This window comes from Rhodococcus sp. NPDC077669 (assembly GCF_040686915.1).
In the GTDB taxonomy this organism is placed as follows: Bacteria; Actinomycetota; Actinomycetes; order Mycobacteriales; family Mycobacteriaceae; genus Rhodococcoides; species Rhodococcoides fascians.
The window spans coordinates 19,204-42,232 of sequence record NZ_JBFBMD010000031.1; the positions used below are offsets into that span (position 1 = coordinate 19,204).

General features: G+C 63.2%; 28 protein-coding genes and 1 riboswitch. Of the genes, 12 read left to right on the forward strand and 16 right to left on the reverse strand.

The genetic code is table 11. The features are described 5' to 3' along the window. Nucleotides 1-8 precede the first annotated feature (8 nt). The 5 genes from AB0P23_RS22790 to AB0P23_RS22810 all read right to left on the reverse strand — a co-directional run bounded on the left by AB0P23_RS22790 (nucleotide 9) and on the right by AB0P23_RS22810 (nucleotide 2,997). Nucleotides 9-569 (reverse strand): universal stress protein, encoded by a 561-nt coding sequence (locus AB0P23_RS22790; RefSeq protein ID WP_027494243.1) that lies wholly within the window; start codon nucleotides 567-569, stop codon nucleotides 9-11. 26 nt (nucleotides 570-595) lie between these two features. After that, on the reverse strand, nucleotides 596-961 hold the full coding sequence (gene crcB, locus AB0P23_RS22795) for a fluoride efflux transporter CrcB (protein ID WP_027494244.1): 366 nt from the start codon (nucleotides 959-961) through the stop codon (nucleotides 596-598). Further along, on the reverse strand, nucleotides 958-1,443 hold the full coding sequence (locus AB0P23_RS22800; protein WP_027494245.1) for a CrcB family protein: 486 nt from the start codon (nucleotides 1,441-1,443) through the stop codon (nucleotides 958-960). Before AB0P23_RS22800 ends, crcB begins: the two co-directional genes overlap by 4 nt. Nucleotides 1,444-1,460: 17 nt before the next feature. Continuing rightward, nucleotides 1,461-1,551: riboswitch (Fluoride riboswitch) on the reverse strand. A gap of 1,012 nt (nucleotides 1,552-2,563) precedes the next feature. After that, a complete protein-coding gene (locus tag AB0P23_RS22805) occupies nucleotides 2,564-2,761 on the reverse strand; it encodes a hypothetical protein (protein ID WP_206498364.1) in 198 nt (65 codons plus the stop codon). Then, nucleotides 2,758-2,997, reverse strand: coding sequence for a hypothetical protein (locus AB0P23_RS22810; protein ID WP_206498363.1), 240 nt, complete (start codon nucleotides 2,995-2,997; stop codon nucleotides 2,758-2,760). The genes AB0P23_RS22805 and AB0P23_RS22810 overlap by 4 nt, the downstream gene beginning before the upstream one ends. A 373-nt stretch (nucleotides 2,998-3,370) precedes the next feature. Between AB0P23_RS22810 and AB0P23_RS22815 the strand changes: the two genes are divergently transcribed. Together AB0P23_RS22815 and AB0P23_RS22820 are read left to right on the forward strand one after the other, a co-directional pair. After that, complete coding sequence (locus AB0P23_RS22815; RefSeq protein WP_363799508.1) at nucleotides 3,371-3,970, forward strand: recombinase family protein; 600 nt, start codon at nucleotides 3,371-3,373, stop codon at nucleotides 3,968-3,970. A gap of 24 nt (nucleotides 3,971-3,994) precedes the next feature. Further along, nucleotides 3,995-4,126: a helix-turn-helix domain-containing protein gene (locus AB0P23_RS22820; RefSeq protein WP_363799533.1), complete on the forward strand. Its 132-nt coding sequence runs from the start codon at nucleotides 3,995-3,997 to the stop codon at nucleotides 4,124-4,126. A 14-nt stretch (nucleotides 4,127-4,140) separates the two neighbouring features. Here the strand turns inward: AB0P23_RS22820 and AB0P23_RS22825 are convergent, their stop codons facing one another. The 5 genes from AB0P23_RS22825 to AB0P23_RS22845 form a co-directional block, all read right to left on the reverse strand. Next, nucleotides 4,141-5,070, reverse strand: coding sequence for a GIY-YIG nuclease family protein (locus tag AB0P23_RS22825; RefSeq protein WP_363799510.1), 930 nt, complete (start codon nucleotides 5,068-5,070; stop codon nucleotides 4,141-4,143). Beyond that, nucleotides 5,070-10,034, reverse strand: coding sequence for a DEAD/DEAH box helicase (locus AB0P23_RS22830; RefSeq protein WP_363799512.1), 4,965 nt, complete (start codon nucleotides 10,032-10,034; stop codon nucleotides 5,070-5,072). Before AB0P23_RS22830 ends, AB0P23_RS22825 begins: the two co-directional genes overlap by 1 nt. A gap of 217 nt (nucleotides 10,035-10,251) precedes the next feature. Beyond that, nucleotides 10,252-10,833 carry a hypothetical protein gene (locus tag AB0P23_RS22835; RefSeq protein WP_363799514.1) on the reverse strand — a complete coding sequence of 194 codons (582 nt, stop codon included), beginning with the start codon at nucleotides 10,831-10,833 and terminating at the stop codon, nucleotides 10,252-10,254. 168 nt (nucleotides 10,834-11,001) lie between these two features. Next, complete coding sequence (locus tag AB0P23_RS22840; protein ID WP_363799516.1) at nucleotides 11,002-11,643, reverse strand: hypothetical protein; 642 nt, start codon at nucleotides 11,641-11,643, stop codon at nucleotides 11,002-11,004. Nucleotides 11,644-11,805: 162 nt separating this feature from the next. After that, a complete protein-coding gene (locus AB0P23_RS22845; protein WP_363799517.1) occupies nucleotides 11,806-12,315 on the reverse strand; it encodes a hypothetical protein in 510 nt (169 codons plus the stop codon). Between the two features lie 562 nt (nucleotides 12,316-12,877). Here AB0P23_RS22845 and AB0P23_RS22850 point away from each other — a divergent pair. From AB0P23_RS22850 to AB0P23_RS22875, 6 genes are all read left to right on the forward strand, one after another. Beyond that, nucleotides 12,878-13,114: a hypothetical protein gene (locus tag AB0P23_RS22850; protein ID WP_363799519.1), complete on the forward strand. Its 237-nt coding sequence runs from the start codon at nucleotides 12,878-12,880 to the stop codon at nucleotides 13,112-13,114. Nucleotides 13,115-13,166: 52 nt separating this feature from the next. Further along, nucleotides 13,167-13,466 carry a hypothetical protein gene (locus tag AB0P23_RS22855; RefSeq protein WP_363799521.1) on the forward strand — a complete coding sequence of 100 codons (300 nt, stop codon included), beginning with the start codon at nucleotides 13,167-13,169 and terminating at the stop codon, nucleotides 13,464-13,466. A 67-nt stretch (nucleotides 13,467-13,533) separates the two neighbouring features. Further along, nucleotides 13,534-13,863, forward strand: a complete 330-nt coding sequence (locus AB0P23_RS22860; RefSeq protein WP_363799523.1) for a hypothetical protein — start codon at nucleotides 13,534-13,536, stop codon at nucleotides 13,861-13,863. After that, entirely contained in the window at nucleotides 13,860-14,024 is a 165-nt protein-coding gene (locus tag AB0P23_RS22865) for a hypothetical protein (RefSeq protein ID WP_155288773.1), read from the forward strand. Before AB0P23_RS22860 ends, AB0P23_RS22865 begins: the two co-directional genes overlap by 4 nt. 397 nt (nucleotides 14,025-14,421) lie before the next feature. Then, a complete protein-coding gene (locus AB0P23_RS22870) occupies nucleotides 14,422-15,030 on the forward strand; it encodes a hypothetical protein (RefSeq protein ID WP_363799524.1) in 609 nt (202 codons plus the stop codon). Nucleotides 15,031-15,225: 195 nt separating this feature from the next. Continuing rightward, complete coding sequence (locus tag AB0P23_RS22875) at nucleotides 15,226-15,531, forward strand: hypothetical protein (protein WP_363799526.1); 306 nt, start codon at nucleotides 15,226-15,228, stop codon at nucleotides 15,529-15,531. A 307-nt stretch (nucleotides 15,532-15,838) separates the two neighbouring features. On the opposite strand, the gene AB0P23_RS22880 is transcribed toward AB0P23_RS22875, so the two are convergent. Further along, a complete protein-coding gene (locus tag AB0P23_RS22880) occupies nucleotides 15,839-16,030 on the reverse strand; it encodes a hypothetical protein (RefSeq protein ID WP_363799528.1) in 192 nt (63 codons plus the stop codon). Between the two features lie 881 nt (nucleotides 16,031-16,911). On the opposite strand from AB0P23_RS22880, the gene AB0P23_RS22885 reads away from it, so the two are divergent. Next, entirely contained in the window at nucleotides 16,912-17,139 is a 228-nt protein-coding gene (locus tag AB0P23_RS22885; protein ID WP_363799529.1) for a hypothetical protein, read from the forward strand. Here the strand turns inward: AB0P23_RS22885 and AB0P23_RS22890 are convergent. From AB0P23_RS22890 to AB0P23_RS22910, 5 genes are all read right to left on the reverse strand, one after another. Further along, nucleotides 17,115-18,389 carry a hypothetical protein gene (locus tag AB0P23_RS22890; RefSeq protein WP_141215153.1) on the reverse strand — a complete coding sequence of 425 codons (1,275 nt, stop codon included), beginning with the start codon at nucleotides 18,387-18,389 and terminating at the stop codon, nucleotides 17,115-17,117. The two genes, AB0P23_RS22885 and AB0P23_RS22890, sit on opposite strands and share 25 nt — an antisense overlap. 125 nt (nucleotides 18,390-18,514) lie before the next feature. After that, complete coding sequence (locus AB0P23_RS22895) at nucleotides 18,515-18,862, reverse strand: helix-turn-helix transcriptional regulator (RefSeq protein ID WP_032400201.1); 348 nt, start codon at nucleotides 18,860-18,862, stop codon at nucleotides 18,515-18,517. After that, on the reverse strand, nucleotides 18,862-19,992 hold the full coding sequence (locus AB0P23_RS22900; protein WP_241258386.1) for a tyrosine-type recombinase/integrase: 1,131 nt from the start codon (nucleotides 19,990-19,992) through the stop codon (nucleotides 18,862-18,864). Before AB0P23_RS22900 ends, AB0P23_RS22895 begins: the two co-directional genes overlap by 1 nt. A 77-nt stretch (nucleotides 19,993-20,069) precedes the next feature. Further along, nucleotides 20,070-20,534, reverse strand: a complete 465-nt coding sequence (locus AB0P23_RS22905) for a VOC family protein (protein ID WP_052047650.1) — start codon at nucleotides 20,532-20,534, stop codon at nucleotides 20,070-20,072. A gap of 148 nt (nucleotides 20,535-20,682) precedes the next feature. Next, nucleotides 20,683-21,069: an alkylmercury lyase gene (locus AB0P23_RS22910; protein ID WP_349290281.1), complete on the reverse strand. Its 387-nt coding sequence runs from the start codon at nucleotides 21,067-21,069 to the stop codon at nucleotides 20,683-20,685. Between the two features lie 82 nt (nucleotides 21,070-21,151). Here AB0P23_RS22910 and AB0P23_RS22915 point away from each other — a divergent pair, with 82 nt between their 5' ends. The 3 genes from AB0P23_RS22915 (at nucleotide 21,152) to AB0P23_RS22925 (ending at nucleotide 22,854) form a co-directional block, all read left to right on the forward strand. Then, nucleotides 21,152-21,901 (forward strand): ArdC-like ssDNA-binding domain-containing protein, encoded by a 750-nt coding sequence (locus AB0P23_RS22915; RefSeq protein WP_363799531.1) that lies wholly within the window; start codon nucleotides 21,152-21,154, stop codon nucleotides 21,899-21,901. Nucleotides 21,902-22,272: 371 nt separating this feature from the next. Then, nucleotides 22,273-22,509 (forward strand): hypothetical protein, encoded by a 237-nt coding sequence (locus AB0P23_RS22920; protein ID WP_032401325.1) that lies wholly within the window; start codon nucleotides 22,273-22,275, stop codon nucleotides 22,507-22,509. Nucleotides 22,510-22,554: 45 nt separating this feature from the next. Continuing rightward, entirely contained in the window at nucleotides 22,555-22,854 is a 300-nt protein-coding gene (locus AB0P23_RS22925; protein WP_032401326.1) for a hypothetical protein, read from the forward strand. Nucleotides 22,855-23,029: the final 175 nt, after the last annotated feature.

Genomic DNA, 23,029 nt, shown 5'->3' on the forward strand with positions numbered 1-23,029 from the left:
CGGATGGGTCACCGGCGTGTTTGGGCTGCGTCACTATGCTGCCTATCGGTAGCGGGGACGAGGAGGACCGGGCGGTGGGCGTGGCGGGCGAGTGTCGCGGACACCGATTCGCCGACGGCCCTCTCCACCAGTGACATCATCCCGCCGCGGGTGGTACCGATGATGATCATCAGGGCGTCGTTGGCGTCGGCGATCGTGGTCAACAGTCGAGCCGGGTTGCCCCGCCTCGAGTAGAACGCCCAGTTCCCGGGGATGGCGGCCAGCATCGCGCATGCCTCGCGGCGCTCTTGTTCGACAGCGTCGGCGATGCGTTGTTCCCAGTCGTCGCTGTCCGGGTCGATCGGCAGGTCATCGGTGTCGACGATGTGCGCTACATGCAGGAACGCGTTCAGTCGACCGGCAAGGTCCATCGCGTAGGTCAAGGCAGCGTGGCTTGCTGGGTGCCGGTCGAACCCCACGACCAGGTGGCACACCGGTTCTACCGAGGCGGCGGGGCCGTCCACCTGTAGCGGAGCGCGCCAGTCCCCTAGGTCGTCGCAGGAGGCGTGGCTGGGATCGTCCTCGGTCATTGTTTTCTCCTCATATTGTTTTCTCCTCATACGGAAGCCAGGACGAGACCGGCACCGCCGGCGACGACAGTCACCAGCAGGGTGCCGACCGCGTTCAACACGCCAGCGATGTACTTCTGACGTTGGATCAGCCGCACCGTCTCGAAACTGGCGGTGCTGAAGGTGGTGTACCCGCCGCAGAAACCGATGCCCACGATCAGCTGAAGTTCCTGGGGTAGTCCGTGGAAAAGGATCAGTCCGGTGACGAATCCGAGGAGCAGTGATCCGGTCACGTTGATGATCGCTGTCGCCCAGGGAAAATCCGACGCCCGGCGGTGCCTGATGGCCCCGTCGAGCACAAAACGGACGATCGCCCCTGCACTGCCCGCGCAGGCGATCCAGAGTGTCGTCATTGTGTTGCCTCCGCGGGCCGTGTCCGCAGTCGCGCGGCGATCGCGATTCCGGCGGTGGTGGCGACCAGACCCACCAGTACGGTGCCGGCCGCGTAGCTGCCGGCGGCCCACCACTGATGGCTGCGCAGAAACAGATCGGTATCGACGGCCAGTGTGCTGTAGGTAGTGAACGAACCGAGCATCCCGGTGCCCACCAACAGCCGGACCCGCTGCCGCCACCCTGTGTCCGGGCCCAGGCGAGCCAATCCCTCCAGCAGCATTCCGAGCAGGAACGCCCCGACGATGTTGATAGCGAAGGTCGTCACCGGCCAGCCACTCGCGGCAGAGGAACACCACAGTCCGAGTTGGTATCGGAGCGGGGCCCCGACCAATCCACCGACACCGACGGCGGCGATCGCGGACGCTCGCGCATGCAGCGGGCTTGGGGGCGCACTGTCGGGATCGACCGGTAGGGTCGGATTCGGGTCGTGATGGCCGTTCATGGACAGACTCCTTCCACTCAGGGAAAGGAGCCATCAGCCCCAGGGTTGGGGCGGTTCAGACAACCCCCTACGGGGCGGTCTCGGCGGAGATCCATCGCCGGACACCACTATAGCCTGACCAGGGATCGACCCAAGCAGATCCGATGTACGTTCGAGATTCTCGGTCAGCAGGCCGAGGTGTCTATGTGCCAGCGCTGCAGCTCAACAACCGAACCCGGTTGTTGAGCTCGACTAACGGCCACGACGGCACCGGCCACGACGGCACCGGCCGTGCAACGGGTCGGATTGGACACCTGTGTTCGCGTATCAAGCCCGGTATTCCCGATCCGCCGACCACCGCGATCTTCTCAACACGGGTACGTGGCACACGGCGTCACCAAGACGCTGAACATTTCGCCGAACACAGCATTGTCGTCGAACTCAGAGCGGGCACCAGGCTCGGAACCGAGGTTCATTGCCACGCCGCATCGACACGCAGTCGACTAGACCACACTCGAACATGAACTGCGCCACCCAATTTAACCCCACTGCAGTAGGTCGAGAGTGAATCGGGATACTTCGAATCGAACGCATAGAACGTCTGGCGCACAAGCGCACTCAACATACCGGTGACGAGCTACGTCAAAGTCAAAGACTCCAAGGGAACACACACGACGTGTCGAGGGCAATCATGTTCACTGGTAGATCGAGGACTTTTCGATCACAGAAGCTGTTCTATATGGTGGTTGTACGCGTAGCTCGGCGGGATGAATGCTACTGACCGGCGCTCCCGTGTGGTGGGTAAGTGCAGTCGTCTTCTGAACTAGTGCAGTCGTCTTCTGAAACTGACAATTCGGTCGACGCTGTCAGTTTCAGAAGTGGCCGTCATGACTTCCCTGGGGAATTACCTCCGATTGCAGTCGCCTTCTGACATTTTGAATGCAGAAGTGAACTTCACAATCGATCACCGGAATTGAATTTTCAGAGACTGCGATAGAAGCACACAAGTTCAACTTCGTTCAGGGGGTGTCTGGACCGCGCCGACCGAGTGCTGGGAGTGGGCACGGTTGCGGTTCGCGACGTCAAGCGCGGGCTGGTGGCTCGATTCTCGGCCCAGGTAGCGGGCACCTCCGTGGTCGACTCAGGTGCCTATTCGGTTGATGCCGTCGTCCTGTTCGAGCATGATTTTGCCACCCAAGAAAACCGCTCCCGCAGCAATTGCACCACCCCCGAAGACCGCGACCTTTCCGAGGACGGTGTTGAGGAACTCCTTGTTCTCACTGTCCTTCTGGGATACTTGCTTCCCGTTTTCTTGGATCAGTTCGATGATGAACTTCATTGGTCCCAGGTGAGGTCATCCTTGTCGAGCTCACCCTTGAGGATCTCGCGGATATCTTCAAAAGCCTTGTATGCCTGTTTCTGGCTCTTATCATTCGACTTGAGCGTGGACTTGTGAGCCTCTTCTATCTCTTTCACCGTGTCCAGGGCGAATTCCTTGAAAGCTGGGAACTGTTCGATGATCTTGAGGGCCACCTCGGTGTCCATGTCGGGCATGAAAGCGGCAAACCGCAGCATCTTGTCCTTGGAGAGGTTTCTTCAGGATTCGATGTCGAGTTTGCTTCATGACTTCGACTTCGCTGAGTCCCATGCCTTGCCCTATCTGTCGTACTGTCCGGTATCTCCTCAGAGCCTAGCGAGCTGCGCCGACAGCTAGTCGTACACAGACGAGTTCACCGAGCGACCACCGGGCAGTCTTCGCCTGAGTCGCTTTCTGCGGGTTTGGGTGTGCGTTTTGACCATCGTCATACCGGACGAGTGCGAACGGGCCACTGAGAGTGATTGACCGCGACGTTCTCTCGGCCAAACCGTCCGCTGGAAGTGTCCACTTGATTGGTCCAGCTTCCCGTAGTCTCTACTGGACAGATCGAGTCCAGCAGGCCGGAGGGGTATGAAAATCGGGTACGCGCGGTGCAGCACCGCTAGACAGGACACCTCCGTCCAAATTGGATTGCTCGCCAAGATCGGCGTCGAACGCGACCGGGTCTATATCGACCATGCCGTCAGCGGCCGTCAGGCAAAACGCCCCGGACTCGAAAACGCCATCAACGCCAGCCGCGACGGCGACGAATTCTGCGTCACCAAACTCGACAGACTCTCCCGATCAGCCGGAGACCTCCACGAAACCGTGAACCGCCTCGCCGCTAGGGGAGTAGCACTGTTGATCGACGGCAAGGTTTACGACCCAGCGGATCCCATGGGCAAAATGTTCATCGGAATGCTCGGTCTGATGGCCGAATTCGAGTCCGACCTGATCCGAGCCCGCACGCGCGACGCCCGCCATCGCCGCGGCCGCTGCCGCCGGCAAGATGAAAGGACGGCCCCATACGCTTACCCAGGAAGAGCGGGCCTATCTGCTTCAGGTGTACGAAACTCGTCAGTTCAAGATCGAAACACTCTGCAAGAACACCGGATTGAAACGATCCGCCCTCTACAGCAACCTCACCCTCGCCAGGGAAGAACGAGACGCTCTAGCAGTCGCGAGAGGTGAGTAGTGCAGTCCACTTCTGAAACAGTGCAGTCCTCTTCTGAAACTGACAAGCGTGAAGCCACCCGAATGCGCAACCAGGGCAGCACTATCGGCGACATAGCTGAAGTCCTCGGAGTGAGTCGGCGAACCCTGTACCGCCATTTTGCGCAATCCTAGAGCTGAGGGGAGAACTACGCGGTTGGCACTCCCGCTGCGACCTCGACCGAATCGCTCGCCGGTGACGCCTCGCGCTGCGCCTGAGCGCTCGCCAGCTCACGGGCCTCGAGCACGTTCAGATCTTCGCCGGCTTCGTTCTTCCAGCTGATGCGTCCATTGTTGCTTCCACCTACGAGCACTGCGCCAGCAGCGGATGGACTGTCGAAGAGCTCGTCTTCGCGAAAAATGAAAGCCTCATCTTCGATCGCCGCACGGCCGCTGGCGATAAGAGACTCGCGGGTAGTCCTGACACGCTCAGTAGCTGCGCCACGTAGATCCGGTCGGCCGCGTGAACCGCGCCGGACCACAATGCCTTCGGGAGTCAGGTACCCCTGCGCGTCGCATCCGGACTCACGGAAGAAAAGAGGCTCGGTTGGAGGTTCGTCGCCCTGTCCCGACTCGTTCGTTGGACGGATCGAATCGAGGATGGGTGCGCCGAGGGTGGTCAGCAGGACGGAGATCGTGTCCAAGAATTCGTGGCAGTCTGCTTCGAGTGGTGCTGGTGTGAACGGGTTGCTCGCGTCGTTGCCGTTGGTCAGCGTGTACCGGTCTGCGCGTTGGGCGGTTCGGATCGACAACCATTCCAGGTAGGAGACGTGGGTGGATGTCCATTCGTTGGTTAACGACACTGCAACCATCGCGCGGGTCCAATTCTTCTCGCCGTGCTCACCTAGGCGTTTACCGACGTTGCCAGTCTGGCCTATGTATGCGGTCCGTTCGTCGTCACTACCTCCGAACAGGTAGTACACCCCGACCTGCGTCGATGCCGGGAGCTTCGCAAATTCGCTCAGCAGCGATCGTGGGATGTCGAAGACGCGGACAGTCCTGGTTGTCAGGCTCGCGACCCGAATGCCGGCGGGATCCCCACCGGGTAGATAGATCTGGATGGTCTGAGCCCGGACCATCAGGAAGCCTTCTCGATGTCGAGTGCGCGAACGACGCGCATTGTCTCGACGGCGACGGTGGTGACTTTCTTGATCAGTTCGATTATGTAGGTGGGGTCGTCGTGTTCGTCGCACCACAAGTTCGGATCGTTCACGATGCCCGATGTCTTGTCGGTCTTGACCTGGTAACGGTCGATGACCCATGCCAGCGCTGACCTCGCCCCGAGCATGTACTCCTCGGCCTCTAGTGGAATTCCGGTGATAGTCACCTTCGAGTTGTAGACAATTGCGGTGTGGTCGGACTTGCTGCGCCACTTCATCTTCTGCACCCGCCACGTCTCGCGCTCGTGTTCGTCGACCCCGGCCCTAATTTCGACATCGAGTGGGTAAGGGGCGACGTCCTCGTACTGCATATGAAGGGTGCCGAGCTGCTCGCCGGCGTCGGCGAGCTGCGTGAAGCGCCCCAAGCTTTCAGGGGTGGGGATGTGAGGGAGCATTTTCTTCAGATCCGCCGCGTATGTTTCCCGGTAGCCGGGGACGTGCAACTGCCCGTACACCGACCAAAAGATCTGGTCCTTGGTCACGGAAGAGCCCAGTGCGGTCCGATAGACATCAAGTATCTCGTCGGTGATGTTGTCGACCCGCCGGTAGCCCCCTTCTTGCTCACTCGGACTATCAGCAGTCGAATCGAAATCGAGAACGCCGTCGATGGGAGGCCCCACGTTCTCATAGGTGTATCGCGGGAAAAACTGTGAGCTTCCAGAACCCCAAAATGACAAGTCCGGGATCATGCCTACGGCGAGAACCGAGAATGGCTTGTCGGATCCAGCTGCAACAAGATGGAGTCCGTAGTTGGTGTGCAGACCCGTTGGAAACATAGTGGGGAGCAAGCCGCGGCGATGGTTCAAAACCGGATCGAAGTAGAGGTTTGTTCTGTTGAACGGTCTATAAGCGGCTTCAACCGCCTGGCTGGAGTCAAACATCACCGGCAAACCGCGCAAGAGGTGCCGCTTGAGGCTGTCGGACCATTTGATCGCTGTTGTGGTGTTCTGCGAGCCAAACAAGAACTGGTCGATGTCTCCAGCAGCGCTTGGTTTTCCGTCGGCTGAACGCTGTTGTTCATATGCCGCTAGAACGTCGGAGTATGCGGTGGCTGCAGCTGTGACATTCGCAAGCAGTGCCGACCGTGAGAAGTTGTAGACGGTGGCATCACGTGCCGTCAAGAGAGCGTAGGCGTAAGTCGCAAATATTGGCGACGAATCGGATTGGGTCTTCGTTCCAATGACAGGCCAGGAACCAAAGGCATCGTCCCTCTGGGTTATCCAGTCGCCGTAGCTATTTGGCGATATTCCTCGCCAATCCGTGTTGCTTATGGTGCTTACTTCGGCAATGCGAAGTTTCTCTTCCCGATCCAGGTAATCGCCGATGTCGCGATAGTGAATCTGGGCGGGCCCGGAGTGTGCGGCATCCTTGACGCCGACGAAAATGACTATGGTGGAACGGCTCCCGGAGCCGAATACCTTGCCACCTTCCTTAGAAGAGAGTTCACCGGCTGCGCGTTGGTTGCCGCGAAGGTTGTAGATCCAAAGGTGGGCGAATTCGTCAGCGAAGCTCAAGCGGACTCCGTCGGCAGTGTTGCCGTCGACCCACCCTCCAGCCGACACGAACGCAACGATGCCTTGGTCGCCGACGCGGTCGGTGGCCCACCGGTAGGCGCGGTAGTAGGAGTTGTACAGGCTGTTCTTGTTTGTCGCTGTTGACCGTCCGGCGTAGGTCGCGGCAATACGTGCGTCGAGGGTTGGATAGCTCAGGTTCGCGTTGTCGTCGTTCGCGCTGTCCTGGCCCTTCGAATAGGGAGGGTTACCAACAATGACGTTGATCGGAGCTTCCTGCTGACGTATGACGCGGTCGTTGTTCTGCGGGAACATGATCGCGTCCATGGTGTCACCGTTTTCGGACATCTGGAAGGTATCGGTGAGGACAATTCCCTCGAACGACTCGTACTGACCTTCCTCGCCGCTGGGGGTCGTCAACGCGTGGTAGGTGGTCTCGATATTGACGGCCGCGATGTAGTACGCGAGAAGCATGATCTCGTTGGCGTGCAACTCTTCCCGATACTTGCGTCCAAGGTCACCGGGAAGAATCAGCCCGGATTGCAGGAGTCGGGTGAGAAAGGTGCCCGTGCCGGTGAATGGGTCGAGGATATGGACGCCGGTGTCGGTGAGGCCCTTACCGAAATGCTCCTTCGAGACGTGGTCAGCAGCGCGGAGGATGAAGTCGACAATCTCGACGGGGGTGTAGACGATGCCCAGCGCATCGGACTGCTTTTTGAACGCAACGCGGAAGAATCGTTCATACAACTCGGCGATGACCTGCTGTTTGCCTTCGGCACTGGTCACCTCGGAGGCCCGAATGCGGACCGAGTCATAAAACGAGTCGAGACCGGCGGTCTCGGATTCGAGATTCGCATCGCCAAGGGTGTCGAGCATCTGCTGCATGACGATCGAGACCGGATTGTGGGCTGCAAAGTCGTGACCGGCGAACAAGGCGTCGAACACCGGTTTGGTGATCAGATGCTGGCTGAGCATGCTGATCGCGTCGTGGCGGCTGATCGAGTCGTTGAGGTTGTCCCGCAATCCTTTCAGGAACTTCTCGAACTGCTCTGTCACCCGGGGGGAAGCACCGTCAAGCAATACGTTGATCCGGGCGATCTGGGCGGCAGCGATGTCGGCGACATCGGCGGCCCACTGTTCCCAGTAGACGCGGGTGCCGACCTTGTCGACGATGCGCGCGTAGATCGCTTCCTGCCACTCCGAGAGTGCGAACAACGCCATCTGCGACGCCACCCCGCCAGTCCCACCTTCGCCGGTATCCGGATTCGGATCCGTGCCCGGGGTAGGGTGTCCGTCGCCGATCGTCTCGTCGGAGTCGGTGGTGGGGCCGATGTGCCCGCCGAGCAGGCGATCGTTCCCCTGGCCAGCTTTGGCTTGCTTGGTGGTGGCGTTGAGGGCGATGGAGTTGACCATCGCATTGAACCGATCATCATGCGCCCGTAGCGCGTTGAGGACCTGCCACACCACCTTGAAGCGGCGATTGTCCGCCAAGGCCTGCGAAGGTGACACTCCGGCGGGCACGGCGACGGGCAGGACGATGTACCCGTAGTCCTTGCCGGGAGAGAGACGCATGACACGGCCGACGGATTGGACGACGTCGACGACGGAGTTGCGGGGGTGCAGAAACAACACGGCATCGAGGGCCGGGACGTCGACGCCCTCGGACAGGCAGCGTGCGTTGGACAGGATGCGGCATTCACCCTCGGGGACGGGTGCTTTGAGCCAGGACAGTTGCTCGTTGCGCTTGAGAGCGTTGAATGTGCCGTCGACGTGGCGTGCGGAGACGACGAGGTCTCGGTTGGTGGCGTCGACCTGTTCGCCGTCGTTCTCGTTCTCGTCGAGGAGGGCGCGGTAGGCGTCGACGACGTCGGGGAACACTTCGGCGACCTGCTTGGAGGCGGCGATGTCCTTGGCGAACGCGACGGCCCGCTTCATCGGAGGTGCGCCGACAGCGAACCCGTCTCCGTCGGGGGAGCGGCCTGCGCGTTTGGCGAGACCGTTCCAGCAGCCGACGATCTTCGAAGCGTCGTCGAGTTGGAGTTCGGCGAAGTTGCCGGCGAGCTGTTTCTGCATAGGGGCGGCGACGAGGTCCTCGTCGACGGTGAGCACGATGACCTTGTAGTCGGTGAGCAGCCCCCGTTCGACGGCGTCACCGAAGGACAATCGGTGCAGCTCCGGCCCGAAGATGTCGACATCGTCCATCGACGACAACTCGGCGGAGTGGTCGGCGGCCTTCTCCTTGACTGCGTCGTCGAAGATCCGGGGCGTGGCCGTCATGTACAGCCGGCGTGACGCTTTCAGGAACTCGGCGTCGTGAACCCGGACGAAGTTCGATTCGTCCGCGCCGGCGACGGTCACACCGGTGGTGCGATGCGCTTCGTCGCAGATCACCATATCGAACGCATCCACCCCCAGCCCTTGCGCCGCAGCGACCGTCGGCAGGGACTGGTAAGTGGTGAACACCACGGTCAGCCCTTTGGAGCGCTTCCGGTGCGCCATGTGCGATGCGAGGTTGTCGGGGTCGGTGGTCACCGGGATCGCGACGTCGACGGTGCTGTAGTCCTCGGCAGAGCGGGAGACTTTCGAATCCGAGCACACCGCGAACGCGCGAATGTCGAGCTGGGTTTGCGCGGTCCACTCTCGCAATGTCTGCGAAAGCAAGGAGATGGAAGGGACCGCGAACAAGATGCGTGCACTGCCGCCGGCCTCGGCAGCCGTGCGTTCGGCGATCTTCAGAGCGGTGAACGTCTTTCCCGTTCCGCAGGCCATGATCAGTTTCCCGCGGTCGTTGCCGGCGGAGAACCCGGCGAAAACAGCGTCGATCGCCTCGACCTGGTGTGCGCGGGGCTCGTTGCGGACCGCTTCACGCAACTCGACCGTCAGCTCGCCCTGCGGCCATGCGATGTCCCAATCGATCGGGGCCTCGGCGATCTCGGCCAGACCGATCCGTTGGACGGGGATGGTCTGGTGATTGATCGCGTCTTCGGCGTTCTTTCCCCACCGGTCGGTGGTGGAGATGATCACGCGGTTGGTGAACGACCGATCCCCATCGGCGGTGGGAAATGTTTGTCCGGAGGCGGTGAAGAACGAGTCGAGATCGCCTTTGCTCAACGTGGTGGTCGGTTCGTAGAACTTGCACTGGATCGCGGTGTAGTCGCCGGTGTCGCGCTCGCGGGCGACCAGGTCGATGCCGGTGTCGGCCTTACCTTGACGGTCGGGCCAGTCGATCCATCGCCACACCTGCTCGTACTGCTGCGCCAGCGTCGGATCGAGCTCGAAGTACCGAACCATCAGCTGCTCGAACTTGGTGCCCCGCTCCGAATTCGACGGCTCACCGCGGAACGCTTCGATAACCTCGTGCACACTCGCCATGACCTACCGAAACCACCTCAACGTCGGGGACGATCAGACCGAGTATGCCGCTTACATCGACGACAACCGCCATCCACGGGGACTCTTCGGCGTTTCGGTCACGGAAGAGGTCGTGGCCCAGCGGAGTCTTCCTGGTAGAGCCGCAGACGCATAAAGTTCCGGTGTCGAACCCTCGAGTGCGACGGGGCGTGTCGCCGCTGAGCCTGCACGGTCGGAGTCAGGGTTGTTCGCGCGCCGCGGCCTGGACAGCACTGGCGAGTTCGGAGAACGAACATTCGACGGGATCGTGCGAGAGCAGACTGCTCAACACAATCGACTTCTGCTCCCCGAACCTGGAGTTGAGGCGCTGGGTAGACATCACGTAGAAGTCCCACTGGTCTAGGTCGAGCGGGTCGGCGGTGGCCCGATCGGTTCGTTTGAAGACACAGAAGACGTAGACGTCGGCCTGCCGCTTCCGTTGCGCGGCAATTGTGTTCGTCGTCGCGTCCCAGCCGTTCGTCGGCTGGATCCCGAAGCTGATCGTCGACAACCTCTTCTGCTTCCAACTTTGCAGGTAGGCAGACGATTTCACCTCGACGCGAATTCCCCCTTCGGTCAGTAGATCAGAAGCATCCCACTCCACTCGGACTCCATCGGCTACGCATCCGAGTGCGAGTCCGACAATGTATTCGGCGAGAACACCGCGTTGAGCGTTACCGATGAGATCCGAGCACGCCCAACGCCAGAACTGGCGAAGGTCCGATCCGATCGACTGCCCCTGCTGTGTGAACGGCTCGTCGCCAGTCTTCGGTGCTGTCACGAGTGGGTCGCAGTGGTTCGTGAGCTCGATCGACGAGCATTCGGCCACGTCGAACGCATACCGGGTCCCGTGGTGGTCGTGCAGCATCGCACTCGATGGGTCGAGATGCCGATGAACTCGAAATCGACGGCCATGAAAATTCTCCCTCGATCGGGCAGGTGAACGCAACTAGCTCTTCCGAGGTCTACTCATGTGCCGCCAGATCGAGTGGTCGAGTGCCGACACCGGCATATCCATTCGCCTCGCAGCGTCGGTCACCAGCCGTGAGACTTCTTCGCTCCCGAGTCTGCGACCCAACGCCTCCACCACGAATCGAGTGACGAGAGTGTCGGCTTTGACGCCGTCGTGGCCGACCAGCATGAGGAAGTAGTCCCACGTCACCGGGCCCAAGCCGCGAGTTTCGCAGTACGCGGCTCGCTGCGCTGCAGAGTCCCGATCGATCTCGGATGCGCGGCGCGCGCCCGACGCTGCGAGCCGGCCGGCAGCAGAGACGATCGCCTCAGCCTTCGGCACACCCCCGGTCTTCTGCTTGTTGTCGAGCACCGTTTGAAGCCACTGCGGGTCGGCCTCACCCAATACGCCGAGGTCGTCCCAACTTTGCCTGCCGGACTCGGCCTTGTACCGCTTGATCGCGCCGCGTACGCCCGTGTCGGCAGAGACTCCGTAGACCGCTCTGATCGACAGGACCGCATCGATCAACGCCAGTTCCACATGCTCCGGCCATCCGTCCGGGGCGGCGTGCATCTCAGTAATCTCAGCCGTGAGGTACTCGACGAGCACCTCGACATCGTCTGCGTCCGTCGTCGCCATTACGGTGGATCCCTTCTGGGTCGATGAGAGCGGACGTTACCGGCCACCGCCGACCCATTTGCGCAGATCTCGTCTTCGACGACCACAGTTCGTCGTACGGGCGAGGGTGAGGCAGTCGACACACGGTCCGGTGCTGCCCGTTTCAGTCAGGCGGACGTTCGGCTATCCGCGGATAACGATCTCGATGGCGTCGACATCGACGTCGTACGTCTTCGCCAGACCGGCCTTCGCCTGCCGGATCGTCAACGCGGCGACCTCCGTCGTCGGTGCTTGCGTGCTCGTGGACTGATCGTCGAATTTCTCGAACTTTGCATCGGTCAGGTCGATCCCCAGATCGTCCAACGTGGTGTACCGCACCGGATTTCGGTCGCCGGTCCAGATATCGGGAACACTGATCCGAGCAAATTCGCTGAACTGAATCTTCCACCGGGCGGGGTCGCCGGCCGTTGCGGGAACAATCCGAGAGATCCGCCCGACCAAAAAGGCGCTGCCGTGATCTTCGGTGCCGTCCGCGTACGCCTCGACGTTGTGTGCGTTCTGCGTGCACACCACGTACTGGCACTTCCTGGCTCGCGCTGCATCCAGTTTCCACGACTGAGACCCACCCTCACCCAGAATCGAGTCGAGGCTCTTGCCGGTGAACACTGCCACTGTGTCTTCGTTTGTTGTCATGCCGAGAAGGTAGCAAACTATCCAGCTTCGTTGCAAGAACTATAGATAGTTTTATCAATACTCTGAAGCATTAGCCCTGTTGGGGCACATAGAAGTATGCCTCACCAGCGAGCCTCGCGGCGCTACCGCGACACCGAGCGTGGTCGGTCCGCGTCGCTCCCGCACAGTTACCCGAAGTGCTCCACAGGTGGAAGGTAGCCATCTGACGACACCGACGAGCGGTCGCGCATTCCGCCTGCCGGCGGTGCCGGCCACCTGCGGTGTCCCCTGAGTGGAGCTTCGCTGCGCTCCGCACCGTAGACGAGCTTCGTTCTTTCGGGCATCTGGCTGCCGGCGAGTCTGCGTCACCCGTGCCCGGCTTACCCACCCCTGACTCCGCTGCGCTCCGGCCCTGCGGGCGCCGAGAACTTTTCACGAACGCCTCCGGCTGAAAACTTCCCGGCTCAGGGGCAGGACGCCGTTCCCGTGCGCCGCCTACTCTCCCCACGCCAGATGACGGCGAAAGAACGCGGGGGAGGACGCAACGCCGACCCGGCACGAGTTCCGAAGGGCAGCAACAGTTATGACCGAGACCACGAACACCGACGCCGTCACCTGCATCGCGGACGGCCCCGATTGCACCGGCGACGTCGAATACCGGGACGCACTGTCCGGAACCGGGGTATCGCATCCGAGGTGCGACAAGCACTGGCAAGACCGTCTCGAGCTCGAGGACGACCTCCGCCGCCGCTACCCGGCCCACGTACCCGCTGACTTCGACCCCACCTACGCAGGGGAGCGCTGGGACGGGGACTACTGACCCGCCACGCTCTCCACACCCATCCGACCGACCAGACCGAGGAGCACAAGCCATGACCACCAACGACAACGACGACCACTGGACTACCTACGACAAGGCCCTCGACGCGGCCGCAGAATGCCGGAGCGTCGAATCCCTGATCGACACCCTGAACCGCTACTACCCGCCCTCGTCCGGAGTCGCGTTCTTCCCCAACGGAGCCGACCGCGACCTACTCGGCACCCTCACCGACGCCGGACACTTCGCTACCGTCTGGATCCACGCGGACTACCACTTCGCACTCCGTGACGGCCGCGGAGACGGATTCACCTACATCGAAGGCGACATCGTCCGCGGAACCTCACGCCGGTAACCGACCGCCCCGGTGCCAGACGGCACCGGGGCCACCAACCCCGCACCACCTGGAAGGAACGCCCCTGATGCCCGCTCAAGCATGGGTCACCCTGATCGTCGGCGTCCTCGCCGTCGTCGGCGTCGCCCTGACCGTCCGTCAACGCACCGTGGCCGACAAACGCGCCCAGGCCTGGCAACGGATCACCTGGTGCTTAGAACGCACCACCAGCGAGGCCGAGGCCGAAGCCGCACTGGGCTGGGATATCTACACACCGGTGACCGATTCGCCGCTCATCACCCGAACCGAACGAGACGTGCTGCGCGCCGTCGCGACCCGGGCGTTGTGGCGAGCACTGGCGTCACCGGCACAAACCGAGGACACTGACAACCAGAACGAGCAGGAGGACCCACGATGACCACCACCGAGAAGCGCACTACCGCCGCCCGACCACAGGTAGCGCGGGCCGCAGCACGGGCATCGGTCGCGTTGTACGAACGTGACGGCCTCGAGGTACCCCAGTGGATCCGCGACGCTGCCGAAGGGCGCCCGACCACCCCACCGGCAGAGCAGCCCTGACACAGGCACCAGCCGCAGACCGACAAGGCCCGCACCCGACACAGGGTGCGGGCCTTGTCCGTTGCCCAAGAGGGGCTCAGCGGCTCGCGTAGGACCGGGCCACCCTGCGGGCGTCCACCGAATCGAACTCCGCTGCGCTCCGTCCTGTGAAAAATTCTTGTTTCCCCTTCTGGCCTTCCGATTTTGACCGGCGGTGACCTCCGCGCAACCGCCGGCGTCCGCTGCGCTCCCGGCCCCAAGGGGCTCCGGAAACTTTTCACAGACGCCTGCGGCTGAAAACTTTCCGGCCCGACCATTGCACTCCGGCCCCCTCATGCCGGTCCAACTCTCCTCTGCCAGAACGGCAAAAAAATTGGCAGGCCACCGAGGTTCGCCACGTTGAGCAGAGGAGCGCGAGATGTCGAGGACCACCGCCCAGAAAGCCCACAGCAGCACCGACACCGACAACTACGGCGCAGTGGTCACCCACACCACCGCCACCATCGTCGGCCGCCAGAAAGCCGTGGTCAACATCCACGCGCCCGCCACCGACGAGGCCCAGATGATCGTCACCTTCAACCGACTGATGATGACCTTCCGCTCTGCCGCCGCCGTCCACGCGTTCATCGCCGGGCTCGCCGACGCCCGAACCTTCATCGGCCGGATCGACAACCAAGCGCCCAAGCCCGGGGGGCCGGGCGACGACTACGCCCGCGCCGCCATGTCCGTGGTCTGGATCGCGCCACCGGAAACCGCCGTCACCCCGCGCGAGCAGTACGTCCCAGCCCGGCGGCGCACCATGCACTGGGTCGAGGTCCACATGGGACCGGTCACCTGGCGCATCATCGACCGCCTCGGCTACGTCACCATGCTCGACGAGCTCCGCAACGTGCACCGCATGGCCGTCGCGATCTTCACCGACGGCGACCAGTACACGAGCGACCCGACCACCCTGACCGACGCATTCGACGACGCCGAACGCGAACACCAGGAAGACATGGCTGCACCCTGGCGTCGACGCCTCTAAGACGCTCTCAGGCCCCCGGCCCCGGACCCGACACGGTTCCGGGGCCGAGTCATCTCCATCCACAGGCGAATCTTCTGTCCCCAGATTCCGGAAAATGCCTGCGCATCGCGGACCTCGCTGGCGCTCGGTACGCGATGCTGGAAGAACCACGCACCACAGGCCGCCCGGCCCACCGACCGAAGGGCACAACTTCCGATGATCACCTGGACCGTCACCACACGACCCGACCGCCAACCCGAAACCATCACCGCCGCAGGAGCAGAACCAAGCCTCGACGCAGCGAAACGCGCCGCCGCCGACGCAGTCCGCTACGCCCTCCTCGACGCCCAGGCCCACGCAGACGCCAGCCCCACCAACACCCCACCGACCTACCTCGTCACCATCGACGAAGCCTGCGCCCTCATCGTCAGCCTCGGAGCCTGCCGACCCGGCAACTACACCGGCGTGCTCGACAACCTCGAACACTTCGACGGCACCGCCACCCACCTGCTCTACCTATGATCAGGGGACTGCAGGCCTGAAAGCGTTGCGAGAGAACAACTCTGTCGGTACCCACTGCAATGCTTTCCCTCATGCGAATCAGAACACTCACCGGCCCACCGCTACCAGCGGAAATCGCAGCGAACACAGCGCGACTCCTCGCACTCGTGGAACTGAACAACGCCCAGCCCCAACCGGAACGAACGCCACGGCCAACGACCGCAGTCCCCACGCGCGACACTCCTGAATCCGCCAACCCCTACAACCAAAAGCCCGGTGACCACGAACGGCCACCGGCTCCTGGTGCTTCTACCTATCAGCCATAGAACTACTGCAACAAAGCAATCAGCAAGTCAACGGCCCCGTGAACCCACGGACCCACCACATCCCAGACCGCCAGCAGCATTGCCCACACAGGAGGCGAAACCTCGTCACCCTGCCACGGCGCATCGACACCGAACATGTTGCACACCAGCTGAATCCGCCACTGCACCTGCGCCAGTGTCGACAAGGTCCTCACGGGTCGTGAACCCCTGAACCTCGCGAACCATCCTCTCCAGCCTGCTCGCCCGGTCTCGGACCCATCATTCTTTTCTGCAGCCATAATACTTTCCCTTCGTAGTGAAATTCCGTCCCGTTGTTGGGGTGATTTGCGCACACGTGTGGCATATCGGCCTTTCGGTTGGATTCTCGATATCTTGGCTCAGCGGTTGCTTCGCCTCCATCAGAGTCTCATATCGAGGGCCTTTCCGCAACCCTCTCGATGAATGCACGGTGGCCCCGTATCGCCAGGTCAAGGCCGGTTTATAAGTTTAATCACGTACTTATCAAGCGCGAATTATTACCGGAATAAAGCAACGGATATCTCTGATTCTTTTCCGGATATTCGCGATTAATTGCGCGCAATAGATAAATGTTCGACAAAAGAATGTATCCAGGGTCTACGAGCTGCCGCGACACCGAGCGTGGCCTGTCTCCGTCGCTCCGCACAGTCACCGGGCGAGCTCCTCAGGTGGAGGTGGTCACCTGCCGACGTCGACGAGCGGTCTCGCATTCCGCCTGCCGGCGGTGCCGGCCACCCTGCGGGCGTCCACCGAACCGAACTCCGCTGCGCTCCGCACCGCACCGCACCGCGAAAGACATCGATTTCTTGTCGCACATCTGGCTCCCGGCGATACTGCATCACCCGGGCCCGCCGCCTCAACCCCGCGCTCCGCTGCGCTACGGCCGAAGGCTCCGAACACTTTTCGTCCCGTACTCGCTGCGCTCCCACGAAAACTGTCCGGCCGCGGGGTTGCCCCGTCGTTCCCGTGCGCTGCTGTCTCTCCTCACGCCAGATGACGGCGACAAGAAATTGGCAGAGCAGGCCGGGGGACCGGTCACGAGGGAGAGGGGCCAGTCATGGCATCACGGACCAAGACCAGCACAGCGGACAAGGCCGAAGCACGCCGCGAACTCGCGGCATCACTGCACGCCTCGATCACCGACAAGGTAGCCGAGCTGACCAGCTCCGACACGTGGCGCGCGTACCTCGATCACGTGGCCTCGTTCCACTCCTACAGCACTGGCAGGGTTGCCGTATTCGACCCTGCGAATAGCGAGACTCAGGAGTGGCGGTCGGCGGCGTAGTTCGCCCATTGGCCGCTGGCTCGGAGCGTGTGCTGCGCGACGGTGTGTGCGTTCAGACCCAGCATCGCGGCGAGTGCGCTCGGTGGGAGCTCTCGGGTGAGGTGGGCGATGGCGGACAGTCTCAGGGCCTGCGGACTGATACCGATGCGACGCAACCGGTTACCGAGCGCCGTCGCCGTGAGTGGTATGTCAGCACGGTGACCGGGGAAGAGCCATGTCTGAGGTATCTGCTCGGCGGTTCCTGCGCGTCGTGGTCGGGGTAGTTGCAGTGCGATCTGGGCGAACGGATCCGGTAGCAGAAGCGTGTCGGCGCTGCCGAGCCGCAGTTCCACCCCGGCGTCGGTTTCGGTGACGTGGGCAGTGGTGAGTCCGGCGATACGGGTCAGTGGTTGGGCGAACAGCGCGATCAAGGCGCCGGCGAGCCGGTCGGCGGGGTCCAGAGACTCGTCGTGGACGAGGCGTCGGCAGATCTGCCACCTCTCGTCGTCGTCGGTGGGGACTTCCGCTCGGCCTCGGTAGCTCGAGGGGAGGGTGAGTGTGCGGGGTAGGTGCCGGTTGCGTCGTGCCCACGTCAGGAAGGACCGCACGCGCCAGTGGGCGGCTCCAGGCGCGCTGAACCAGGTGTCGATGTCGTGTTGTGTGCACTCGCCGAGCTCTGTCGAGCGCTGCTGCAGCAAGTCGAGGAACAGTGCCGATTGGCGAATCTGTGAGCGAGCGTTCTGGGCGCCGACATGGCCTTCCCGCTTCTCGGTCGCCGCGCGCAATCTGGGGAGTACGGCCCACTGTGTCCACCGGGTCAGGAGTGCGCGGTGGTTCGGGGTCAGGCTGCTCAGTAGTTGGGGGAGTTGGGCTTCGAGGCGGCGCAGGCTGCGGTCGAGGTCCGGGCCGAGGATGCCGGTGGCGACGAGGAGTGAGCGCAGGTGCTCGACCGACTTCGGGTGCGGGAGGGTGTCGAACGAGGTGTGTGTGAGGGCTGTGCTGCCGTCCTGGATGGAGAGCAGCAGGGGTGTGGTGCGGATCAGCCACCGGCGGGTGGTGACGGGTTCGGCGTGCAGGAGCGGCTGCCGCAGCGGTGCGAGGGGGCCGTCGGCATGAGGAGGGATTATCGCGTCGAGGCGGCGGGTCAGTGTGCACCGGTGACAGAGGGTGTCGCCTTCGGCGCCGGTGAGAGCTGATCCTGTTGCATCGCAACAGGTGCAGGTGCGACGCGCCTTCTGGCGGCACCACCGGCAGGTGTCGGCGTCGTCCAACAGTTTGTCCGGCTTTCTGCAGCCGGCGCACGTACCGCGGTGCTGCGTGGCTCGTTTTCTGCAGCGGTCGCACACCGTCATGCCGCGAACCTCGGCGGTGGTGCAGATGCGACACCGTCCTGCGATCACTGTCGCCGGATGTCGGCGCGTCGTGGTGTGCGGGTCTTGGCGCGGGTGGTCGCGGCAGCGGTGTCGGGGCGGTGTGTCGATGTTCCGGTCGCGGTCCCTGTGGCGGGTTCGGCGATCGGTTCGATGAGGTCGTTGGGTGTGCAGGTGAGGATGTCGCACAGTGCCATCAGCGTGCGCAGGCTCAGACGTTCGGGTGTCCCGGTGACCAGGCGATACACCTGTGCTTCGGAGAGTGTGATGCCCCGTTCGGCGAGGAGGGGTCCGAGTCCGGTGGTCGCGAAGATGCCCTGGTCGGCCAGGAGGCGGCGCAGATGCCACTGGTAGTTCAGCTGCGGGTGCGGCATCAGTTCTCCTCGTCGGTGCTCGCGGTGGTGAACGCCCGACTCAGTGCTCGTCGGAGGGCGTTGTTCTTGTAATCGGTGCCGACGCTGGTGTAGATCGCGGTGGTCGATCCCCAGGAGTGTCCGAGTTGTTGTTGGACGAAGAGGTGATCGAACCCGTCCTCGAGCAGATGTGTCGCATACGAGTGGCGCAGACAGTGCGGGCCGAGGTGCTTCTCGAGCCCGACGGCGTCGCGGTACTCGGCGAACCGTTGGGAGATCGACACCGCTCCCACCCGTGCGCTGCGCTCGGTGGGCCAGAGGGCGAGTTGGTCGGAGTCGTAGAGGGGCCGGATCTCGGTGACCCACTCGTCGACGGCCTCGGCGGCCCATTCCATGGTGGTCAGGACCGTGCGGCGCCGCGGCGGTCCGCCGGAGAGGGCTTTGCCGTGGCGCACCGACAGCGCCCCGTAGCGGCCGAACTCGGTGGCCGCGGGGTTGGCGGTCCAGTCGACGGTGTCGAGCATCGAGGCCTCCCGGCGGCGTAGGCCCCAGGCGTAGATCACCTTGAACAGCGTGGCGTCGCGATAGCTCGCCAGCCATCCTTTGCGGCCGGAGGCGCCGACCCGGTTCACCCGGGTGTCGCAGTAGTCGAAGAACGCCTGCAGCTCGTCGCGGGTCAGCGGCCGATTGCCGGGTCGCCCTTCATAGTCGCTGCGGTGCACGACCATGTTCCACTCGTGGAAGATCTGCACCGGGTGCACCCCGAAGTGCCGCTCACAGACCTCGTGCCACCGGTAGCGGACGTCGGAGATGTAGCTGCAGAAAAGCGATGCCGCCATCTGATACAGCCGCACCGTCGAATGCGCGGCTCCCGACTCCACCAGATGCGTCGTCCACTCCTCGACGTCCGCCGACGACCACTGCCACGGGTAGTCGTTGGTGAAGACCACCAACCGGCGCACGATCTGTGTCCGCCGCTCGATGGTCAGGTTCGCGAGCATCCGCGAGCGCTGCTGTTGCTCCCACCCTTCGATCATCGCCGCGAGCACGGTCTCCTCGGGCGCGAGCAGCGACAGACCGTCTCGCATCAGGTGATCTGCCGACCCCCCGGCGCGAGAAGCGCCGGACCCGACGGTATCCATGGCCGACATCGCATGAACGTATCATGCATCCAATGCAAGTTTCGTGATGACGCCGATGGATGCGTGGTGATCAACGGCTCCGCCGGTCAGGAAGTGGTGACAGCGTCACCGTCACCGTCGACGACCGGGCTTTCGGTCCGAATAGTGTTCGTGGAGAACGTGAGCAGGTTCCCATCGCCGTCGACGGTCGCGAATTCCGTCGTCCCCCAGTCCGTCGCGACGGGGTGGCCGGCGTCTGCCGGGTGCAGAACGCCCGCGCGCGAGAGTTCGTCGTACAGTTCCGTGATCTCGTCGACGGTGATGCGGCAACTGGCCGTTCCGGCGAGGAAGGTCTCCGCTCCGCTGCACACCGGCCACGGCGCAGGGTCGGTGCGGGTGGTCCAGCTGTCGTCGTCGGAGGCCCACAGGTGGATCTCGACGTCGTCTCGAGTGAGCTTGGCGAAGGTGGGATCGGAGTACTGCGCCGTGAAGCCGAAGGCGCGGGTGTAGACGGCGATCGCGGTCTCGATGTGCCGTACCGGCAGCGCGGGGACCGCTCTGGACATAGCCATGGGCAACACTAACGCCGGCGAACGCCACGAGGGAGTGAACGCTGCCGTGCCTTAGGGGAGTGCGTGCAGGTCGAGGTTCACTGGTCGCCGCGCGGGCGCTACCGCTCAGTGTTCGACCGGGGCGGCGGGACGCGACCCTTCGCTGCGTTCATCGTTGCAGCGCTTCGCCTTTCGATTGCAGCGACGCGGCGAGTTGGTCGACGGTCGGCAGACCCGCCAGGCCGCGGTCGGTCGAGTAGACGCGGCAGGCGAGTTCGGTCAGTTGCACGGCATCGTCGAAGGCATCGACGCCGTCGACAAGGATGGTCGGTGAGCCGGCGAAGGCCGACGCCGCTGCCTCGGCGTCGGACGAGATCAGCCGGTGACCGATCTCGATGTCCGACTGTCCGATCAGGCTGGCCGCAGCGCGAACCCGGTCCGCAGCTTCCTGCCAGTTCGGGCACCCGTCGAAGTACAAGATTTCCACCTTCATACGAGCGAGTCTGCCCTCGAATCGGATGGCGTGCCGGTGCGGCCACAACGGGCGTCGGTTCATGGTGAGATCGTGTCGGCTGCAACGGGCGGGGCGGCGATCGTGCATCTGATGCTATTCCGCATCCTTTTTCAATAATGTCCTGTTGATCCTCAGTCAGAAACCAGAGGCAACGCAGGTCGCCGGATTCCGCGCGTGGCAACAGCGCGGACGGCAGGTTCGTAAGGGCGAGAGAGCAATCCGGATCTACGGCTACAGCTCCCGCACCGTCACCGAGACCGACCCCGCCACCGGCGACGAAGAGACCCGCAAGGTGCCCACCTTCCCGATTCTGTCGGTGTTCGACCACTCCCAAACCGACCCGATCGAGGGACACCCCCAGCCCGAGGAAATCGCCCAGCTGCTCACCGGCGCCGATCCGGACGCGATCTACGACCGCGTCGCCGCGATCATGACCGGGCGTGGATGGACCGTCACCCGCGAGGCGATCGCCAGCAGCGCGAACGGCTACACCACCACCGACGGCTCCCACCGGATCGTCGTCGACGCAGCGTTAGAACCCGCAGCGGCCGCGAAAACGATGATCCACGAGGCAGCGCACGCAATCATGCACGCACCCGACCTCATCGGCCCCGAAGCCCGCAAAGACCTGCACCGGGGCCGGATGGAAGTCGAAGCCGAATCCGTCGCATACGTCCTGGCCGGGATGCTCGGACTCGACACCAGCGCCTACAGCGTCGGCTACATCGCCGGATGGGCAGCAGGAGACCCCGAGCAGGTCACCGCCACCGCGAAAGCAGTACTGACCGCTGTCCACGATCTGGCCGACGCCCTCGACCCTGCCGACGCCGAGTCGGACGACGGCGAGGACACCGGGACCGGGGCAGCCGCCTAGGTGCACCGGGAGATTCGCCGGCCGAAATGTTCCGGCCGGCGGATCAGGCCACCTACGGTGTCCACCGAATCGAGCTCCGCTTCGCTCCGCACCGTGGAAAGAGCACAGACGTTTTTTCACAGCGGTTCTGGCTACCGGCGAGCATTCATCACCCGTGCCCGCCGCCTCAACCCCTCGCTCCGCTGCGCTACGACCGAAGGCTCCGAACACTTTTCGTCCCGTGCTCGCTCCGCTCCCACGAAAACTGTCCGGCCGAAGGGTTGCCCCGTCGGCCCCGTGCGCTGCCTTCTCTCCTCACGCCAGAAACGGCGAAAAAACGGGGGGAGGACGCAAGACCGACCCGGCACCAGTTCCGAAGGGCAGCAACAGTTATGACCGAGACCACGAACACCGAGACCGTCACCTGCATCGCGGACGGACCCGACTGCACCGGCGACGTCGAATACCGGGACGCACTGTCCGGAACCGGAGTAGCGCACCCGAGATGCGACAAGCACTGGCAAGACCGCCTCGACCTCGAGGACGACCTCCGACGCCGCTACCCGGCCCACGCGCCCGCCGACTTCGACCCCACCTACGCAGGGGAGCGGTGGGACGAGGACTACTGACCCGCCACGCCCACCACCGATCGACCAGACAGAGGAGCAAAAGTCATGACCGTCAACGACAACGACGACTACTGGACCATCTACGACAAGGCCCTCGACGCGGCCGCCGAATGCCGGAGCGTCGAAACGCTGATCGACACCCTGGGCCGCTACTACCCGCCCTCATCCGGAGTCGCGTTCTTCCCCAACGGGGCCGACCGAGACCTACTCGGCACACTCACCGACGCCGGACACTTCGATACCGTCTGGATCCAAGCGGACTACCACTTCGCGCTCCGTGACGGCCGAGGAGACGGATTCACCTACATCGAAGGCGACATAGTCCGCGGAACCTCCCGACTGTGACCAACCCGCCCCAGTGCCGCATCACGGCACTGGGGCACCAACTCCGCACCCCCCTGGAAGGAAAGCCCCTGATGCCCGCTCAAGCAGTGAACACTGGACACAGGGTCGCTAGGCACCACGATTGACCTACCGCACAAGTGACCGGTGTGTCTTTCCCAAGACGCGTCGTCGCGGT